The sequence below is a fragment of the Candidatus Babeliales bacterium genome (genome assembly GCA_035455925.1).
Classification (GTDB): Bacteria; Babelota; Babeliae; order Babelales; family Vermiphilaceae; genus SOIL31.
The window spans coordinates 39,564-59,778 of the sequence record DATIEE010000031.1; the positions used below are offsets into that span (position 1 = coordinate 39,564).

General features: G+C 32.1%; 18 protein-coding genes and 1 other RNA gene. 7 read left to right on the forward strand and 12 right to left on the reverse strand.

The features are described 5' to 3' along the window. Positions 1 to 3 precede the first annotated feature (3 nt). Positions 4 to 1,215, reverse strand: a complete 1,212-nt coding sequence (locus VLB80_05010) for a type II secretion system F family protein (GenBank protein ID HSC25543.1) — start codon at positions 1,213 to 1,215, stop codon at positions 4 to 6. Between the two features lie 107 nt (positions 1,216 to 1,322). Between VLB80_05010 and VLB80_05015 the strand changes: the two genes are divergently transcribed. From VLB80_05015 to VLB80_05035, 5 genes are all read left to right on the forward strand, one after another. After that, positions 1,323 to 2,267 (forward strand): hypothetical protein, encoded by a 945-nt coding sequence (locus VLB80_05015; protein HSC25544.1) that lies wholly within the window; start codon positions 1,323 to 1,325, stop codon positions 2,265 to 2,267. A gap of 55 nt (positions 2,268 to 2,322) precedes the next feature. Then, positions 2,323 to 3,087, forward strand: coding sequence for a hypothetical protein (locus VLB80_05020; protein ID HSC25545.1), 765 nt, complete (start codon positions 2,323 to 2,325; stop codon positions 3,085 to 3,087). Between the two features lie 96 nt (positions 3,088 to 3,183). Beyond that, positions 3,184 to 3,583, forward strand: an RNA gene (rnpB, locus tag VLB80_05025) — RNase P RNA component class A. Positions 3,584 to 3,614: 31 nt separating this feature from the next. Continuing rightward, the gene (locus tag VLB80_05030; protein ID HSC25546.1) at positions 3,615 to 4,316 is read left to right on the forward strand and encodes a PASTA domain-containing protein; all 702 of its coding nucleotides are present in this window, start codon (positions 3,615 to 3,617) and stop codon (positions 4,314 to 4,316) included. A 4-nt stretch (positions 4,317 to 4,320) separates the two neighbouring features. Beyond that, positions 4,321 to 4,983 carry an HAD-IA family hydrolase gene (locus tag VLB80_05035; protein HSC25547.1) on the forward strand — a complete coding sequence of 221 codons (663 nt, stop codon included), beginning with the start codon at positions 4,321 to 4,323 and terminating at the stop codon, positions 4,981 to 4,983. 19 nt (positions 4,984 to 5,002) lie between these two features. On the opposite strand, the gene VLB80_05040 is transcribed toward VLB80_05035, so the two are convergent. The 6 genes from VLB80_05040 to VLB80_05065 all read right to left on the reverse strand — a co-directional run bounded on the left by VLB80_05040 (position 5,003) and on the right by VLB80_05065 (position 10,755). Further along, the gene (locus VLB80_05040) at positions 5,003 to 6,883 is read right to left on the reverse strand and encodes an ABC-F family ATP-binding cassette domain-containing protein (GenBank protein HSC25548.1); all 1,881 of its coding nucleotides are present in this window, start codon (positions 6,881 to 6,883) and stop codon (positions 5,003 to 5,005) included. A 163-nt stretch (positions 6,884 to 7,046) separates the two neighbouring features. Further along, positions 7,047 to 7,736, reverse strand: a complete 690-nt coding sequence (uppS, locus tag VLB80_05045; protein HSC25549.1) for a polyprenyl diphosphate synthase — start codon at positions 7,734 to 7,736, stop codon at positions 7,047 to 7,049. A 29-nt stretch (positions 7,737 to 7,765) separates the two neighbouring features. Further along, the gene (locus VLB80_05050) at positions 7,766 to 8,422 is read right to left on the reverse strand and encodes a hypothetical protein (GenBank protein ID HSC25550.1); all 657 of its coding nucleotides are present in this window, start codon (positions 8,420 to 8,422) and stop codon (positions 7,766 to 7,768) included. An 86-nt stretch (positions 8,423 to 8,508) separates the two neighbouring features. Further along, on the reverse strand, positions 8,509 to 9,168 hold the full coding sequence (locus VLB80_05055) for a TIGR00730 family Rossman fold protein (protein ID HSC25551.1): 660 nt from the start codon (positions 9,166 to 9,168) through the stop codon (positions 8,509 to 8,511). A gap of 137 nt (positions 9,169 to 9,305) precedes the next feature. Next, a complete protein-coding gene (locus VLB80_05060) occupies positions 9,306 to 9,980 on the reverse strand; it encodes a hypothetical protein (GenBank protein HSC25552.1) in 675 nt (224 codons plus the stop codon). A gap of 79 nt (positions 9,981 to 10,059) precedes the next feature. Further along, positions 10,060 to 10,755: a hypothetical protein gene (locus tag VLB80_05065; protein HSC25553.1), complete on the reverse strand. Its 696-nt coding sequence runs from the start codon at positions 10,753 to 10,755 to the stop codon at positions 10,060 to 10,062. Positions 10,756 to 11,110: 355 nt separating this feature from the next. On the opposite strand from VLB80_05065, the gene VLB80_05070 reads away from it, so the two are divergent. After that, a complete protein-coding gene (locus VLB80_05070) occupies positions 11,111 to 12,553 on the forward strand; it encodes a hypothetical protein (protein ID HSC25554.1) in 1,443 nt (480 codons plus the stop codon). Between the two features lie 94 nt (positions 12,554 to 12,647). Here the strand turns inward: VLB80_05070 and VLB80_05075 are convergent, their stop codons facing one another. After that, complete coding sequence (locus tag VLB80_05075; GenBank protein ID HSC25555.1) at positions 12,648 to 12,947, reverse strand: hypothetical protein; 300 nt, start codon at positions 12,945 to 12,947, stop codon at positions 12,648 to 12,650. A 431-nt stretch (positions 12,948 to 13,378) separates the two neighbouring features. On the opposite strand from VLB80_05075, the gene VLB80_05080 reads away from it, so the two are divergent. Next, complete coding sequence (locus VLB80_05080; protein HSC25556.1) at positions 13,379 to 13,948, forward strand: hypothetical protein; 570 nt, start codon at positions 13,379 to 13,381, stop codon at positions 13,946 to 13,948. A 494-nt stretch (positions 13,949 to 14,442) separates the two neighbouring features. On the opposite strand, the gene VLB80_05085 is transcribed toward VLB80_05080, so the two are convergent. From VLB80_05085 to VLB80_05100, 4 genes are all read right to left on the reverse strand, one after another. Next, positions 14,443 to 15,987 (reverse strand): carotenoid oxygenase family protein, encoded by a 1,545-nt coding sequence (locus VLB80_05085; GenBank protein HSC25557.1) that lies wholly within the window; start codon positions 15,985 to 15,987, stop codon positions 14,443 to 14,445. Positions 15,988 to 16,154: 167 nt separating this feature from the next. Then, a complete protein-coding gene (locus tag VLB80_05090) occupies positions 16,155 to 17,300 on the reverse strand; it encodes a YncE family protein (protein HSC25558.1) in 1,146 nt (381 codons plus the stop codon). A gap of 245 nt (positions 17,301 to 17,545) precedes the next feature. After that, positions 17,546 to 18,013, reverse strand: a complete 468-nt coding sequence (ndk, locus tag VLB80_05095; GenBank protein ID HSC25559.1) for a nucleoside-diphosphate kinase — start codon at positions 18,011 to 18,013, stop codon at positions 17,546 to 17,548. A gap of 18 nt (positions 18,014 to 18,031) precedes the next feature. Further along, positions 18,032 to 19,915, reverse strand: a complete 1,884-nt coding sequence (locus tag VLB80_05100; GenBank protein HSC25560.1) for a 30S ribosomal protein S1 — start codon at positions 19,913 to 19,915, stop codon at positions 18,032 to 18,034. Positions 19,916 to 20,215: the final 300 nt, after the last annotated feature.

Below are 20,215 nucleotides of genomic sequence, written 5' to 3' on the forward strand. Positions count from 1 at the left end.
TTTTTAACCCATATTTTTCATCTGTTCAATCATTGGTAATGCAATTGCCATGACAATAAAACCAATGATACCTGCCATAACAAAAAGCATAACCGGTGCAATAAGACCTGTTACTTTATCAATTAATTCAATATAATCTTTCTCATAATTATCAGCAACAGTGAGTAGCATTGTAGCAAGCTCACCAGTCTGCTCACCAGTTTTAATTAAGTAAATAGCAATCGGTGGAAACATTTTTGTTTGCTGTAAATATTCTGCAATTTTACCTTCCTTAACAATATTATCCCGCGCCGTACGCAATGCCGATGCTAAAACACGATTATCGATAATACTTACAACAATATCCAATGCCTCAGCAATATTAACTCCTCCTTCAAGCAACAGTCCCAGCGTATAACTAAATTGTACCACTGCATTGGTTTTTGAAAGATATTTGATTAGAGGAAGTTTTAATTTAATTTGATCTAATTGTTTACCACCACTCGGTGTTGCTTTCCAAAACTTGAATCCTACAATAATAATTACCAATGCAATAATGATGAACAATGCATAACTAATCATAAAATCAGATAATGACAAAAGAACTGCAGTTGGCCAAGGAAGAGCTGCTTTTTTTGATGTAAAATTTTTAGCCATCTGAGGAACAACTTTAGTAACTAACACTCCTACAACAAGAACTGCAACAACTAATTGAATTATAGGTTGTTGTAAAGCACCACGTACTTTTTTACTTGTTACCTCTCTTCGCTCCAGATACACTGTTAGTCGCTCAAGAATCGTTTCTAATTTACCCGTTGCTTCTCCGGCACGAACAAGTTGAAGATATATTTTTTCAAATATTTTAGGGTACTTACTCAATGCATCTGCTAGCGAACTGCCTTCTTTAATATCATCCTTAATGCGCACAAGCATGTTTTTCATATTGCCTTCAAATTGCTCAATAAGCAACTCAATTGCTTGCAATATAGGAACGCCTGATTTGAGTAAAATAGCCAATTGTTTTGAAAAAAGAATTTTGTCTTTAGTCTTTATTTTTGATTCAAATAAACGTGCAAAAAAGCCTGCAGTTGATACCCCTCCTGTTGATTCAATTTTAGTGGGAAAAAGCCCTTGTCGTGTTAATTGTTCTTTTAAAGCTTCTGCTGATGGCGCATCTATAGTGCCTTTTACTATTTTTCCATCCTTTGAAAATGCCTCGTATGAATATAACGCCATAAAAGAATCCTTAAAAACATTATCTTTTTTTCATTGATCAGTTTATAATTTCTGTGATACGATAAAATCTGATTTAGGTTACTTATTAACTTTATGTGGAGCTAATTATGATGCATCGCTTTATTACCTTCACCATATTTTGTACTCTTTTCATTCATAATACAAATATTCTCGCTTTTCAAGCAAAAGATATATCATTACACAGTAAAGACTCTCTTATTATATCTCTACAAAAAGAATTGAGAACACCCTATTATAAAAAAGAGATATTACCAAATGATTTCTCACACCTTTCGGATCTTATTGCCTTTGGTATATCTACTCATCAAACATCTGAATATGTACGTTCATTAGTAAAGCTTTTTTCTAATATGTTAAAAAGTTCTCATTATGTTAATGCATCGGCTTTTTCGTATTTACTGGAAACACTTCCAAGACAGCTTACACCTTATTTTGAATTCTCTTTATCACGTGAATATATAACTAACTCAGCCTTGTATGATGCAACTTTTGTTGATCGTTTTAATGCAACAATTTACCGGGTGCTTTATTCAACATTTAGCAAAGATTATGAATCATTTAGACAGAACCCTGATCTATTTTTAAAAAATATAACCGCTAATATAGTTACTATCGCTCATGAAGAAATTGTTCAAGAACAGTTACGACAAGGTATTATTCGGCTCTGTGAAATAGCCTTAAGTAAATTGATTTGGAACCCAGCAACACACGAAGAAACATGGTTTATAACAAAAAAAATTGCTGAACAATTGGTTACCTTTCTTAAATATAATGTTATTGATGACACTAATGATATTGATGATTTACATTGGACCTTATTAAATAGATATTGTTACTTTATTGAATTAACTGCTACTGATATGCCAAAATCATTTTATAAAGCAGTTCGACAAGATTTATTATCGGATAACATTGTTCTTTTTGCACTTAAAGAACAGGATTCTATAGTAGAACCAAAATTATCATATATGCAACGAACATTATTAGAAGCAGAAACGGCTTCATATTATCATCAACCAGAATTATTTTGATAGACCTAAAATAAAAAAAGTTAATTAATTGAATAGCTAATTAAGAGGATAGCAGATGGATTGCCCACAACAACAACCACCACAAACAATAGTATACCCGCAGTCTACATCTAATAAACTATCAAACGAATTTTATGAACTCACAAAAAGATCAGTTGAAGAAAATGTTGAAAAGGCTGCACAACAGAGAAGAGATGCGAATAAACCATTGCACGATTCAATGGAAAAGCTTGCGGAAATTCTTTTAAATTCTAATAAGCTTTTTGCTGGTTATTGCACAACGAGTCAATATGATCAACGTCAAAAAAACTATGAAGAAATCATAAAAAATCTAGACAATTTACAGCAACAATGTGACAGCATATCAAATAAATTTGAAGATAAAAATGCAAAGATTATTGTACAAATAGAACAATTGCAGGAAGAAGTTACGAAGTCTGATGCAGAAGCTCAATCAAAATTTGTAGAATTAACTTCACATCTCACTGCGCAAAAACAAGAACTTAATAAAAATTTTTTTGATTATAACAAAATGATTCAAGACACCATAAACACACAATCTGCGAAACATCAAAACAATTATGAAAACATTATAAAAGAACTAGGCATTTTTCAACAACAATATGTTCTCAAATTAGAACAATTGCAGCAAGAAGTTACGAAGTCTGATGCAAAGACTCAATCAAAATTTGAAGATGTAATAATAACTCTTAAAGAGCTAAAGGAACTTCAGGTTCAACAAACAAGATTACTTTTTGTTATTAGCAGTGGAGCAATTTTGGCATTTTTTATATGGTTATCCAGCTGTAGCCGTAGATAATTCACTGGCGGAAGTATATACAGATAACTATGCAATTAAAAAGGTTAGTGCTATACTATATTACAATAATATGTTTCTCCTTGAGAATAAATATTTGGGGTGTACAAGACAATCGCGCGTAAATTTAAGGATTTATGTGAGGAAAGTCCGGACTTTTAATGAACATAGCACCTGTGGAGAATATGGTGTACTGCATCATTATTACAACACAGGGGGGTGTAAACTCACGGAAAGTGCCACAGAAAATAACCGCCATTAAATTTAAGAAAAAGCTAAATTAAATGGTAAGGGTGAAAATGTGCGGTAAGAGCGCACAGTTGTGTGTAGTAATGCGCATGAGGGGCAAACCCTGCTAAAAGCAAGACAAAAAAGTGTGTGTCGGTAGTTCATTCCGGTTAAACATACGGGTATGTCGCATAGATAAATGGTTGTCAGCATAAACTATACTGCACTATATAGTTATGTTACAAAATCCGGCTTACTGTATACTCCAAAAGTGCTTTTGTTAGCCGTTTTCATGATAATATATGAATATGAAGAATTATTTATGGATGATGCCATTTTTTAGTTTCATTTTTGGATACTATATAATGCAACAATTATTTCGTACACCAAATATTATTATACCTCACCTTATAGGTAAACAGGTCCATGAAATTCTTCCACTTGTTACGCAATACAATCTCAATATCAGGCTTATTGACCAAAAAGAGGAAAGCGATTTGCCAGAAGGTATTATTCTTAATCAAATACCGACAGCTGGAACAACAATCAAATCAAATCAACCATTATTCCTTGTAACAACAAAAAAACCTTTGCCAATATTCGCACCTGCATGCATAGAAAAGCATATTGATGATCTTGTGGGTACCTTGCGTAAAAACGACATTAATCATCAAATTTATTATGTACCGCACGCTTATCCAAAAGAAATATGTTTTGCGCAGTCACACCATGCGCATGAATCTCTTGAAAAAGAAAAATTAATTCTTTATATTTCATCTGGCAATGATAAACCAATTATTTGGCCTAGTTTTGTTAATATGCCATTGCAAGAAGTCATTGAGTTTTTATCCGTATACACTATAAATCCAAGTGTTATTAATGACGCTACGGATAAAGAACAACGCAGCGATGACTACATTATCATTGATCAACGACCTTTTGCAGGAACATTATTAACTTTAAATACAGATAAACCATTATCGGTCCAATTACGTATACGTTAAAAATATGAATACAACTAACTTCTCACCAAAAACTCACATTTTTTTATGGGATCTCCATGATGTTATTCTCACAAAAAGCATGTGGTCATGGTTTATAATCTGTATACGCTTTAAACGTAAAAAAGAGCTGATTAGTCGGCTTGATAAAAAAACTATCTCAATTATTTTTCAATTTTTACTTGAACGCTTACCATTAATCAGAAAACAAACTGTCAGTGAAGAGCTCATTAAAGCTGCGCAAAAAAAAAATAATAACGCACTTATTGAACTCGTTGTAGATGTTTGTTCATCATATGTTCCAATCAAAAAAACTGTTACACTTATGCAAGAGCTTTCTAGTCTTGGATATGTACATCATTTAGGGTCAAATATCGGTAAAACAGTATTTAATGATAGCGTAAAAAAATTTCCTACAATATTTAGTTTATTTAAAGAGTATACTATTCCGTTTGAATCTATTAATGCAACCATTGTTAAGAAACCGTATCCTGAATTTTTTTATGCGCACATAGAAAAAAACAATCTCGAACCCCATCAAATAATTTTTATTGATGATAAATTAGCAAATGTACAAGCTGCACAATCCCTAGGTATACACGCAATACACTTTAAAAATGCCAAACAACTGCGTAAAGAACTAGCTAAAAATAATATAATAAAAGAATGATGAGGATAACTTTAGGCATTTAGCTTAGGTTATTTTCCCATTCAATCAATGAAGCACTCAACTCATTTTGCAATTCTTGTAATTTTTTTTGCGCTGCATCAAACATTGCCGAACCAAAAGTTAGTTCTATAAAGCTATGTTCTATTTTTTTAATATCACGTTCTAATTTTTGAATTTTACGTTCCAAATCTTTACTATCAGCCTCTGATCTTGGTGTCATCTTTTTTGCTGACTCGTTGTTTGAACTTCTTTTATTATTATTTACTGCTTTTAATACAGAATGATCAGTTGCTTGTGATTTTTGTATTTCTTGCTGTTTTTGATACAAATATAGCTCATAATTACCTTGATATTCTTTAGCGCCATCAGAACTTAATTCAACAACGTCAGTTGCGAGTTTATTAACAAAATCCTGATCATGCGAAACAAATAAAATTGTACCTTGATACGCTTGAAGAGCAGTTAACAGTATATCCTTTGATTGAATATCCAAATGGTTTGTAGGTTCATCAAGCAGTAACAGGTTAGCATTTTGTAATAACACCTTAATCATACCAACGCGATTTTTTTCACCGCCGCTTAATACGCCAACTTTTTTGTTAATAGAATCTTTAGTAAATAAAAATGAACCGGAAAATGCCCTGATTTTTTGCTCAGTTGCCTTTGGGCAGGATTCAGTAATATTTTCCAGAATGGTTTTATTAATCGCCAATGAAGCAGTTTGATCTTGATCAAAAACCGTGTAATGCACATTGTGTCCAACAGTAACTCCACCTGTTGTTAACGGCAATTTGTGAGCAATAATATTAAATAATGTTGTTTTTCCTACGCCATTTGATGCAACAAGGGCAATTTTTTTACCTCGTTGAATTTCAAAAGATACATCTTTAAATATCTGTTTTGAACCAAATGAATGTGCAACATTTTCAATTGCAAGAACCACGCTACCAGACTGTTGAATCGGTGGAAAATTAAAATTAATATCAGGAGCCTTAGGAGGAAGTTCAATACGCTCAACCTTATCAAGCGCTTTGAGCATACTTTGTGCCATTGCAGCTTTGCTTGCTTTAGCTTTAAAACGTTCGATAGTTTCAGTCTTTTGTTTTATTTCACGTTGTTGGTTTTTATACTGAGTTTCCAATAATGCTTCATCATGAGCTTTTTGTATCTCATAGCGATTATAATCACCAAAATATGCTTTGCCTTTACCGCGTTCAATCTCAAAAATTATAGTACATAGTTGATTTAAAAAATAACGATCATGGCACACAAGAACAAAACCAAATGGTGCACGTTTTAAGAATTGTAAAAACCATTCTTTTGCAACAATATCCAAATGGTTAGTTGGCTCATCAAATAAATAAAAATCAGCTTTTTGTAAAAGCAGTTTAGCAAGCACTATGCGCATTTTCCAACCAACGCTTAATGTTGCAACTGGCTCATCAAGCTGTTCTGATTTGAAGCCTAAGCCCATAAGAACTTTTTTTGCCTCTGCTCGCATGCCTTCTTGGTCAACATGAAGAAGTTTTTCACATACAATTGCGTATCGCTCAAGCAGTTCATCTAAATCATCGGCATTATCTAATTGTGCTTCTATATCTTTTTGTTCTTGTAATAAAACAGCTATATGCGCAAAAGCAGTATACGTTTCTTCAATAATTGATTTATCTGATTGAAGCACAACATCCTGAGATAAATATGCAATTGTCTTGTTTTTGGCAATGGAAACTGAACCTTTATCAAGCTGCTGTTTGCCCGCAATTACTTTAAGGAGCGTTGACTTTCCTGAACCATTTCGTCCAACTAAACCGATTCGTTGATTTTGATCAAAAACAAATGAGACATCGTCAAAGATAACTTGCTCAATCATTTCTAAACAAACATTATATCCATTAATCATGTGCTAATTCCTACAATAAAAGTGATATATAATCCCCCTGATAGAAACAGTATACCATGAAAATTACTATTTGGATAGCTCAAGTAGGGCTGTTTTCTTGTAGTAATTGATAACTTCCTCTTATAGAGCAAAATAAATAACATAATTGAAAGCTGAATTTTACTTATTTGCCAAAATTTTTTCGACATGTAGTAAAATAAGTAAGTGCAGAATCTAAATCAAGAAATGAGATATCTGGCCATAAGCAATCGAGAAAATAAAATTCGCTATAAGCACATTGAAATAATAAAAAATTACTTAATCGACGATCTCCGCCAGTTCGAATGACTAAATCGGGTGATGGTGCCCTGGCTGTCCATAAAAAACTTTCAAATACTTCTTGAGTAATATCAGCAGGATGCAATTCGCCTTGTGCAATTTTTACGGCAATAGATTTTGTAGCTGCTACTATTTCTTGTTGGCCTCCATAACATAATAAAAAGTTAACATGGAGAGAAGTACCAAGCATAGTTTCAGATTCAATTTTTTTACATACAGGTATAACACTTTCAGGAAACAAATCACGATTACCGATAAATTTAATACAGATATTTTTACTCTTAAGTTCTTCAATATCTTGTAATGCTTCTTGAGCTAATATTTCAAATAAATAACGTTGCTCAGCAGAAGATCGTTGTAAATTCTCTATAGAAAAAGCATATAAAGATAAATATAAAATTTTTTTTTGCAGACAAAAATCAATAACGTGGTGTACCGTCTCTAAACCTTTTTTATGACCAAACCAGGAAGTTAATCCTTGCTTCATTGCCCATCGCCTATTACCATCCATTATACATGCTAGATGCTTTATCATTGATGTTACCTACCGCGCTCTGAGGTTTATTACTGTATTTCTGAAAAGACCGATTTTGTTTGCTTAAAGTTAATTTTATTAACTAGTCCAAATATATAGGTAATCATGCAATGCATAATAACCATACCTACAGCAAATAATAGTCGTTCAAAAAATACTATGGGCATAAGTGTCATCCACATATTTGTTGTCATGGGAACGGTATACAGCCAAATAACAGAACCAACAGCATGCGCTACAAAAGTGCTACCCAACGCTTGCAAAAATAGTGATTTTTGTGGAATACAATAAATAATAACTGGTATTAACCAATAGAGTGAATAAAAGAATACCTGTGAACCAATAGGGTGAATTGTAAAAAGAACTATACATAGTATAGGGAGTAATAAACGAATTATATAATGATTGGTTGCCCAATATAATGATGCACATAATCCCGGGATGCAAAATGCTAAAAATTTTAATGAAACTGTTTTGAAAAAAATACAATGCAATAATTGACGAACTAAAAATACAGTCCAGCTACCCATAAAACCACCGAAAGCACCTGCTAATGGCAAAACAGTATTGCTTCCTGAAAACCATATCATCTGTGAACCGATTAAAAAACTTATCTTTATCAATCCTGAAATTTTAACTACAGCACTATATGATGTAAATTTCAAAAAATTTTTTATTATATTCATAAACATATGCCTTATTTCATTCAACGCACTACGATTCATTAACATTATATAATTCTACCATAGCAATGCGCTAAACAAAACACCAATTAAATAATTTCACATTTTCCTTGTACAAAGCAAAATGCTGCGTATGGATCATCCGTAATACTAAACAGTTTCACATGTTCTGGTTTAACTAATCCTCGCGGTAATGCCTCATCAACAATCCAGCTCATAAATGGATGCCAATAATCTTTACCAATTAAAACAATAGGAACTTTTTTTAATTGTCTCGTTTGAATTAACGTTAACACTTCCGAAAGTTCATCTAAAGTTCCAAATCCTCCCGGAAAAACAATAAATCCTGTTGAATATTGAGTTAATAACCATTTGCGTGCAAAAAAATAATCCAATTCAAAATACTCTTCAACGCATATATTTTTAGGTTCATTTAAACCTCGTACCCCAATACCAATGCTTTTAACGCGGCCTTTTTTTGTAGATTTGATTGTTCCGCAATTAGCTGCCTCCATAATTCCTGGACCTCCACCTGTCAATACTGATATCCCTTGATCAACCAACCAGACAGCAATTTGATTTGCTTCTCGTGCATACTTATCAGTCTGAGCAACTCTCGCGCTTCCAAAAATTGAGATAATTGGGCCTCGTAATTTTGAAATACGCCATACACCATAAATAATATGATAAAAAACTCGAGAAAACTTCCATGCCAATGAACAACACATGCCAATTCTTTTAAGTTTCATTACGATTTTCCTTTTTGCTCTCAATGTAACTTGTCCTACTAACCATAACAAGGATTTTCATTGTTATTTTATAAAAAAGGCATAGCAAAAAGGATAGGCCGTATACGGTCTATCCTTTTTGCTATGTATAGGTAAAGCTACTCTTTCTTTTTAGCAGCAAGCAATAATCCTGCGCTTTTATCATCTATAATAATAAATGTACGACCTACACGATCTGCATTTTTAGAATGAAATATAAATTCCATGAATGATTGCACTACAAAACCTGATGGTGAAAGTATATTCTCTGCACCTTCACCAATTGCTTTTTCTAATGAATCAGTACCACCTATTAGTTTTGGTAAGGCTTCTTGTATTTTTTTATTAAATGTATCCCATGCTATATTAGGTATCCATTTAATCGAAATTTCTTTTAATGAATGCTTGAGCAGTTTATCCTGGCCACCATCTTTTTTAGTATCCTCGGCCATTGATTTAAATACTTGAAGAGCCGTGGGCAACAATATACGATTTGTTGGATCAATACCACCAAAATTTTTATCATATGTAGCGATGAGAATGTTACTAAAAGGAGCCTGTTTAGTTGGAGAAAAAGATGATTCGAATGCGAATTCTGTATTGCGCCCAGGACCAACAACAGCTAAGTAAACACCTTGATGATTTTCGCGATTATAATTGATGCCTGCTAATATTACTTGAATAACTAACCATTTGCTTGTGGCATTGGTAAATTTCCACGTGTAGCCAAATGCTGAACCAGCGCATCCTAATAAGATGATTAATAATAATATTTTTTTGTGTGAATTTGTCATCACTATTTCCTTTTTTATGTATAAAGAAGGGATAGCGTTCTATCCCTTCTTTATTTTTGTTATATTAAAATTATTGCTTTTATTGTTGAGTAGCGAGCATAATTCCTTCTTTTTTAGTTTCTATGATATCAAAGTGACGTGACACACACTTAGACTTACTCATTAACTCCATCACCGCTCCCATTACAGACCCTAATGGTGATAATATACCTGCTACACTAGGTGCAGCTCCTGGAGCGCCAGCTCCTGCAGTTCCCGCTTGAATACCTAAATCAATTGCTTTCTCTAATGAATCAGCAACACCTGTTGCAAGCTTTTCAGCAGCATCTCTCATTGTTTTATCAAACATGCCCCATGTTTTATCAGGTATCCATTTGATTGGAACTTCTCGCAATGGATGCTGTAGCAATAGATACTGACCACCAAACTGTTTGGTGTCTTGTGCCATGAGTTTAAATCTCTCATGAATGATCATGCGGTCAAAACCTTTTTGAGCGTAGGGATCATAACGGCCGATATTTTTATTATATTCAGCTATTCTAATACTGCTTATACAGTACCCTGCACGGGGATTACCAACTGGCCATGAAAATTCTGCATTACGACCAGGTGCAACGACGTTTAAATAAATACCACCCCAAGCCGAGAGTTTAACCTGAACAACCAACCACTTATTTGTAACGTTAGTAAATGTAAAGTCATAACCAAATGCTGAACCAGCAACAGTTAATAACGCAAATACAAATGCAAATTTTATATGTAAACCTTTCATCATTACCATCTCCTTTTATATAAAAATAGATTATATTTCTAAAATTATTTTCTCGTTTTTTTTACCTCCTTTACGTTTTATCTCCTTTAGATTTTAAAATAAAAATATCTCTAACACTGCTCTTATATACTTCATCTATTTAAAATAATGACAATATCAATGACAATCTGTCAATATATTACTCAAATATTTTATACTTTTATAAACTATTTGAGTATATGCGCCAAAATGTGATACAATAATATTTATAAATATGCAATAGGGTAAAAAACGTAAAATCTTATTTAAAAAACTCTAAGATTCAACGTTTTTTTGTTATACTTAATTCTCTTAACAAGCTTTTTGACAGGAATTATTAATGAAAAAGAATAAAACATGGGTGCATCTTTTTTTGTATCTTTATTGCACACTAATGTTATTAATTACTCACAGCTCAACAGAAACAAAAAAACGCAAAAAAGCAAAAAACTTTTATTCTTCTTTGCATAATGATAGTCATCCATTTGCAACACAAGAAAAAAAAGATGAAACATGGGTAACAGTTTTTGTTCATGGGATAATGAGTATTCAACCACATTTAACGCTTCAAAATGTAATGCGATTTGTACGTGACGATGTACATCACACAATTTACTCAAAAACTGTTGAATACATGCGATTAGATCCATACTTTTACCTTAATCAGGCAATGCAAGAGTTTGGGTTAAAAAAAATTGAACTTAATAATTTAAAACCAGGACATGCAACTAATGCCATCGCGCATATATATAATGATGTAACAAAACTTGTTTCACCTAATACAAAAAATAGCTACTATACATTTGGCTGGTCAGGACTTTTGAGTCCTACAGCACGCTATGCTGATTCGATACAATTATTAGAAGAATTGATGCATGAATTACAAAAAAATTATTGGCAACATGGTGTTTTTCCTAAAATACGTCTTATTGGATATAGCCATGGAGGCAATGTATGCCTCAATATTGCAGCAGCGCGTCAAAATATCGATCCAACAATTCCGCTTTCTATTGACGAATTAATATTAATCGGCGTACCAATACAAACTGAAACCGATTATCTGGCGAATGATCCATTATTTAAAAAGATATATCATTTTTTTTCACAGAAAGATCGCATCCAACGAATAGATTTCTTTTCGTTCAATCGTATATTTTCACGTCGCTATTTCAGAAACAGTAATAATTTTAAAGTGCCAAAAAAATTAATGCAGATCGATATGAAATTTATACGTAAAGCTCATACTCGCCATGATAGTAAAGAGCGTCAAGCTGCATCTATTGACTTTAGTAATCCAAGCATTATTTCAGGTCATTCTCGTTTATTACGTAATTGCTCACCAGGTCATCTTGAATTTTGGTTTTTTGGTTGGTCACCAAAACATTATCGTGAAAGTTTTGTTCTTAACCCCCTTCCTGCTTTTGTTGTAATCCCTTATGTATTACATTATATTACTAAAATACAGGATCAAATTGTTACTCCACATCCAATCATCGTTGATATACGGCCAGAATTTGAAACTATGCTCATTAAACAAAGAAAATATAATAACTTTACCTATGTTTTTCCATTTTTATCCCATGAAGAAATAAATAAGCTTACATCGATTGCAAACAAAGTTGCTATTGATAGCTCATTCGAAGATGAATATCAGGAGCATGTTCAATCAGCTTTTGATAAAGCAAAAGAATATTACAAAATATATGATGATCGTAAATCAAGAAGAGGTTCGTATAAACGCAATCGTCGTATGCGTAAACGTAATTTAACAATTGAAGAATAGTAAAAATAATGTATAAAATAAATATAGTAATTGTAGCTACGCGCATCACGGCAAAATATTAATAAAAAAGTTATTATTTAACTATATAATTAATCTAGTCACCAAAAAAACTTTCAACATTTTTACCAATCTCTTCTCCTATTTTATCTCTTTCTTTTTGTGTTAATTTATCTTGATCTACAGACCATGTTTTAGTTGAATTATAACGATTTTTCTCATCCAATGGTTCATGTTGTTTTTCTTTCTTCGGTGAAAAAGAAATCATCTGATCATTCGATTGCTTGTTTATTGAATCAGTTGATTTTTCATCAAATTCCGCAGAAAATATCTCAACTACTGATAGAACATTAATCAGCAAAACTGATACTAATAAAATTTGTATTTTTTTCTTCATTATAAACTCCATTTTTTTTATTTATTATACAAAAGTGATCATATATTCAATCATACAATATATTTAATTATTTTATCAATAAAAAATAGAATTAAATATAAAAATAAACTTTTTACCAACCTTTAGGCTGACGCTTTTAGCCAAAGAATCTATGGAGATTTTAAATTTATGCTTTAGATTTAGATTTACTCGTCTTCGTCTTTCACTTAAAATGTATAATTATTCAATCCTCTACTCTAAAAAGTCTACGTCGTTTTCTGATCATATTAATGATGAATTATCTTATCAATGCAATGATTAAATTCATAATCAAATTGCAAAAATTCTGATAAAAATAAATTTCGATATTATTATTTTTTTACACAATACAATAAAAAATATATAATTATGCACAGTATTATATATTTTTTTACTATCAAGAAAGGTTTTTCATGCAACATTCAAAAAAATCGTTATTACTTGCTACAACAATGTTAGTGGCAACTATACATGCAGATACACTACAAGATCAATTAGAAAACAAAACAAATAATAGTGATCTTACAGAAATAGTCAATCAACAAAACACATTTACAACTATATCTTTTGAACCTTTTGGTTCTGTTCAAATTTCAACTAATAACGATAAAAATCAAAATGTTTTACAAGCAATAGCATATCTAAAAGGAACTGAAGAAGAACAAGAAGAAGAAAATTTTGAAATAAAAGTTGCTTTCACTATTAAGCCCTTTAAAATAGAAAAAAATATAAATTCTTTTCTCACAGAATTACCATATGCCGCATTGCCAGAAGAAAAAGCTTTACAATTATATGCGATAGCAGAAGTAATGAAACGTAAAGATGAGCTTATAGCAATATACAAAAAAATACTTTCTGAAAAAGATGTTGATGGAAATACCGTTTTTGATATTTTAAATAAGCGTATACAACATACAGGTCATATTGGTTGCATCGAAATGAAACAAGTTCTTGAAGAACTAGTAGCTGTCATAAATTCTTAATAAGCAATAAAAGAATCGACGCTAGTATTAATTATGTAGAAAGTTTCTATCAATAACAATACATAAAAAGAGCTTAGAAATTAAAAACTTCTAGCTCTCTTTTTTATGTATTCTATTTTTTTATTCAACAATCAACTAAACTCCAAACCCATTTCATTGCTAACGATCATACATATTTTTTGTCCCTGCACAATGCACCCATCATAGAAAGAGTTAGGAGTATTTAAATTTATTAATTTTGATTCATAGGTCGCAATGAGTTTTTGATACCTTCACGTCGTATTTCTTGAAATAATTCATCTTTGCTTTTAAAGTGATCATAAATGATAGGTAACGTATAATTCAATTTTATGGGCAATTTTACGAATGGTTACCTCATTCCATCCTTCTTCTACTGCTATCTCTTTGGCAGCTACAATAATATTTTTTTCACTGAATTTTTTTCTCGTATTTTCCGCTCTTCAATTCCCACTAATGTTTCCTTTGTTATTAAACTATCTCTTTATTATCTTAAAAAATGCTCCGTGAAGACCATATGGTATATGATGAGGCACATACGCTCTACCTATCTCCTTACATGTTTTTGCATCTAAAACAAGTAAAAATGAACGTTGCGTAGGTATATCAAGAACTATTGATAACAGTACACCATCATCTTCATCCTGAGCATTAGGTGCTGCAATAAATACTGGCTCACCACATGAACAATCCTTTTCTTCCCATTGAATAATGCTACCATTGTTGATATTGATTTTAACTAAACATGAATGATCAATAGGATTTAAAAACCCTAATGCATACAGATACTGATATGGTTTCATAGTATAATGTTCATAATTTATTTGTGGCATTTCAAGGTAATAATCAGGAATTATAGTTGCGCAAGAAACTATTTTATCAGTAGTATTAATAGTAAATCTTTTGAGTAAACCAATATCTATTTTTGAGTTTGTTTCATCAAAAATATGTTTAAGTAAATGATTATCTACCTTGGATGCTTCATTATATGCAATGAGATCAATGACAATAGAGTCATCTTGTTCAAATGCATTGACATGATGATAAGTAAAAAATGCTTCTGTTATAAATCGACCAACAATATCTCCATTATTGCGATCAACTACCGTAAAAACAGTTCCATCTTCAGGTTTCCATTCAAAATTTTTAATAAATGGCTTAGTCGTAAAAAGCAACGTTAACGGATTTACCTTAAAAGGAATCTCAGTTAAGATGATATAATTTTTAGTAATACTAAAACTATGCATGTACGAAGGTTTTTCAACAGAAATTGATGTAATTGTCCTACGTTTTTTACTGCTTTCATGTACCGAATAAATAATATACTTACTTTCTTTACCAAAATAAGTCATATAGTTAAATGTTTCCTTGGTTTCAAAATCAGTATGTGGATGTGCACTAGTAACATGACCTTGAATGTCATCTTCAAATAATAAATGTCCCGTTGTTGCAAGTGTTGTAGGATCAAATGTAATCGGTAATGGTGTTTCTGTTAAGGCAACAAACTCATCTGCAATCTTTGCTACATTAACATTAGCATTATCATAATCTACTGTTTGAGAGAAAAAATATGAAAAAAATTTAGCAAAAATAAGCTTGCACGGATCTTGCATAAAACCTTTTGCTATTTTTCCTGTCTTTATTGCATGCGTATAATAATTTGATTCAAGAAATTTATTAGTATAAAAAACTTTGCCATCTTTACATGAAAAAGCATGTAACATTGCATAACCATCAAAAAGATGAGATACAACTTCAGAATCAGTTTCAAATTTTGCTGGGCCATTACGAACCAGTGTTCCTTCAAGCCATTGAGGAATAGTTCCCTGAATTTCTAATTCTTGTAAAACAACTTCTTGATCGAGTGATTTATATCGTATCAATGAAGAATTAGTATTAATTTTTTCAGCACGATATTTTATTGTTTGTTCATACATTGATTTTTTTTGCAATAAATAGTAAAAATCATGCCCAGCAATACAACTAATAAATAAAGCTAATATCTGTAAAATATGATTCATAAATGCTTTTTTTGAAATATCAACATTATTAAAATATATCTTAATTAAATTATAATAAAATGGTTAACTATTGTCCAAAAAGGAAAAAACATAACAAGAAAACCCTGAAATTTCCTTTTTTGTAGAAATTAATCAGGGTTTTTTTGTTATGTCTAGGCTTACTAATTTTAGCCTTTAATTGGAATAACACTTACGGTATTAGAGGTACCATTGGTAACATACAAGTTATCTTTTGCTATCGCCAATGCAGTAGGTGATTGACCAACTTCTATTGTTGGCGCTACTACTCTTCCTGTTTTTGTATCGATAATAGTTACCGTTCCTGCACCCGCAACAATACCTGTTGCGTCAGTATTATTTTCAAAAAAAGTATTAAAATTAGAAACATATGCCAAGCGTCCATTCGACGAAAACACAACATCAGATGGCTCTAATCCAACAGGTATCGTATTAACTACTGTATTAGTTTGCAAATCAACAATACTTATCGTATTACCGATAGGATCAAGATCATTACTACCCGCATTAGTAACATACGCAAATCTTCCATCAGGTGTTATAGCAATTGCAGATGGGCCAGAAAAACCAGTAATCGTAGAAATTACCATGTTAGTACTTCTTTGAATAACACTCAATGTACCTGTGCCCATAGTTCCATCACCATAATTAAGAGCATAAATAAAGTTGCCATTTCGTGATATTCCTAATGCAGTAGGTCCTGTGCCAACCGTAATTGGCGCTCCTGTAATTGTATTATTAGCCAAATTAACAACATTAACTGTAGTTCCTGTACCAGCACCAGTTCCCGTATCTGTACCAAAGTTACTAACATACGCTATATTAGTTCCTGGAACTATAACCATACTTGATGGGCCATCAAACCCAGTGATCGTATTTATAACTTGATTAGTTGCTAAATCAATAACACTAATTGTTGTACCTGTACCATTAGTGACATATGCTCGATTAAGCCTGCTATCAATCGTTATTGTTGATAAATCACTAAAACTTGGATCAGAAATAGTTGCAACAACAAGATTCGTCTTAAGATCAATCACCGTTATTGTATCAGCACCTTCTACACCAAAATTATTACTATTAACAACATATGCAAATTTATTATTTGGAGTAATTGCGATATCACTTGGTGTGACACCTGTATTGATAGTTGCAACAACAGTATTTTGATTTGAACGCTTATCCGAATCGTGTTTTTTTAAAACAACATCGCCTTGCTTCTCTGCATATATTTGTGTTGACCCGAGTAAAGCTAAACAAACCAATAAATTATTTTTTTGCAAATTCTTCTTCACAATATCCCTTTTTGGAAAAATATTATTATAATATTACAGCCTAGACATGACATGTATACATACAATAATCAAAAATATTGTATATTGTCGAGTTTTTTTTTACATTTTTTGGAGTCCTCATACGCTAATTTTATATATCACTATATAATCAGCGCCAAGCAATAAAAGCTATAGCGTAGGTACAAAAAAATTTAATTTCCTGTACCTACGCTATAGCTTTTACTTAAAGAATTATTCTAAATCAATTAATGATCATCATCACATTCATTATCAGAACATTCGCTTTGATCTTCATATTCAAATAAATCAGGAAAAAAAAGTTCAAGTTCAATTGCAGCTGATGCAGAATCAAGTGAACCATGAACAGCATTTTTACCTATATCTGTTCCATATGCATAACGAATTGTTCCTTCTGCAGCCTTAGCAGGATCAGTGGCACCAATCAATTCACGCCACGAAACAATTGCATCTTCTTTATGAAGAGCCATAAGAATTACTGGAGCTGAAATAATAAATTCAACGAGCTCTTGAAAGAACGGCTTATCTTTATGTTCAGCATAAAATTCTTCTGCCAGGTCTTTAGCAATCATCACTTTTTGCATACGGACAATCTCAAAATCATTATGCTCAATTATATCAATAATCTTACCACTATTTTTAGCTGCAACAGCATCAGGCTTAATCATAGCAAATGTTAATTTTGTTAATTCCATTAGATATACCCTTTCGCACTATTCTTCTATATTGGTTTTATCATTTTTTTGTTGCATAGCAGACTCAAGGGCTATTTGTAGAGAACCACGCACTTTTTGTTGTGATTCTTCTTTTTTCTCTTTTTTTGGAGCAGGTTTAGGTTGTTGTTGCTTAAAATGAGCTTGCTGAGGATGCGTTGAAGAACGTACATCTTCTTGCTTTTCTTTCTTAGGTTCAACCTTTTTAGGTTCAACTTTTTTAGGTTCTTGCTTTCTTTCTTCAAGAAGTGTGCTTAAAGCAAGTTTACGATCTTCCTTGTTAATATTAACAATACGGAATTTCGCTTTTTGACCTACGGTAAAAAATTCATCTGCTTTTTTACCTTGTTCCTGAGAAAGGATTGTGTTATGCATAAGACCTTCAATATTATTTGGCAATCTCACAAAAGCCCCAAAATTGGTTATTTTGCTAATCTCACCATCAACAATTGAACCTACAGGATATTGCTCCGCAACCTTCTCCCATGGATCTTCTGTTAACTGCTTAACACCTAATGATATTTTTTTATTATCTTTATCAATAGTTAAAATGACTGCTTCTACATTTTGACCCGGCTTATATCTATCTGATGGATGCTCAATATGCTCAGTCCATGACAAATCAGAAATATGTACTAAACCATCAATTCCTGGTAACAGTTGTACAAAAACACCAAAATCAGTAATATTGCTAATTTTTCCTTTAATTATCTGACCTGGCTTAAACTGCTCATTAAGCATTTCCCAAGGGTTTTTACCAAGTTGCTTAACACTCAATGACATACGTCGATTTTCTTTATCCAATGAAACAACCAACACTTCAATTTCATCGCCAACTTTATAAAGACGATTAAGATCAGTAATACGATCGGTCCAAGAAATTTCAGAAATATGCACCAATCCTTCAACCTCTGGAGCAACTTCTATAAATAAACCATAATCAGTAATACTTGAAATGCGACCCTTGATTCTATTTCCAACGGCTATATCAGGACTAATTTGATCCCATGGATTCGTTTGCAATTGCTTCAGACCAAGAGATATTTTTTCATTGTTTTTATCAAAACTAAGAACTTTTACCGCAATAGTATCACCAATACGTACCATCTCACTTGGATGAGCAACACGTCCCCATGTCATATCAGTTATATGTAAAAGACCGTCAACGCCACCTATATCTATGAAAACACCATAGTTTGTAATGTTTTTAACAACACCCTGAATAATTTGATTTTCAGTTAATGTTTCTAAAATTTTCTTACGATCTTCTGAGCGCTGATCATGAAGATATTTGCGACGCGAGATAATAACATTTCCACGTTTTTTATTTAACTTAAGAATACATGCTTTAATGGTTTGACCAACATACTGATCAAAATCAGTAACACGTTGTAAGTCAATTTGAGATCCAGGTAAAAAGGCAGGAATACCAATATCAACGTTCAAGCCACCTTTAACTTTATGGGTAACGATACCTTCAGCAGGAGCACCTTCTTCAAAGAGCTTCGTGACAGCATCCCACGCACGCATTTCCTTAGCTTTTTCATATGACAATACAATTCTACCATCAGCATCTTCAAGCTGATCAAGAATTACTTCAATAGTATCACCTGGTTGCAATTTTTTTAGTTCATACTCGCCAAATTCATAACGAGGAACTAGCCCACGTGACTTATATTTAATATCAACAAGAACACCATTGTCTTCAATGGCTATAATAGTACCAGCAATTAATTTGCCCAATTGAAATGTTTCAACAGCACCTTCATAGAGCATATCAAGTTCTCTTTGAAGATCCTCATTAAGCTGAAGCATTGCTGAATCCATGCTCGCTTTAATTTTTACTGTACAAAACTGTTCTGGTCGTATGAGTTCTTTTGCCATATGGCTGATCCTAAGCTATTTTTCACATTATGTGAAAAGTAAGGTAAAAAGGTTAAAATATATAATTATAAAAACTATCTTTTTAATAATAACACGATAAATACTTACTGACAACTTTTGTTACAATACTTTTTGCTACGACAAAGCAATAAATTCCTCATTATTGTCTCCGTCAGAAATGGGTGAAAAAATCATTTTTAGCTACTGAATTATATACTAATTTTTCTCTAATACATATATTTCGCTAGGGATGATTTGTAATATCACACTGTTTAACTATTTTATGTGCGTATAAAAAAT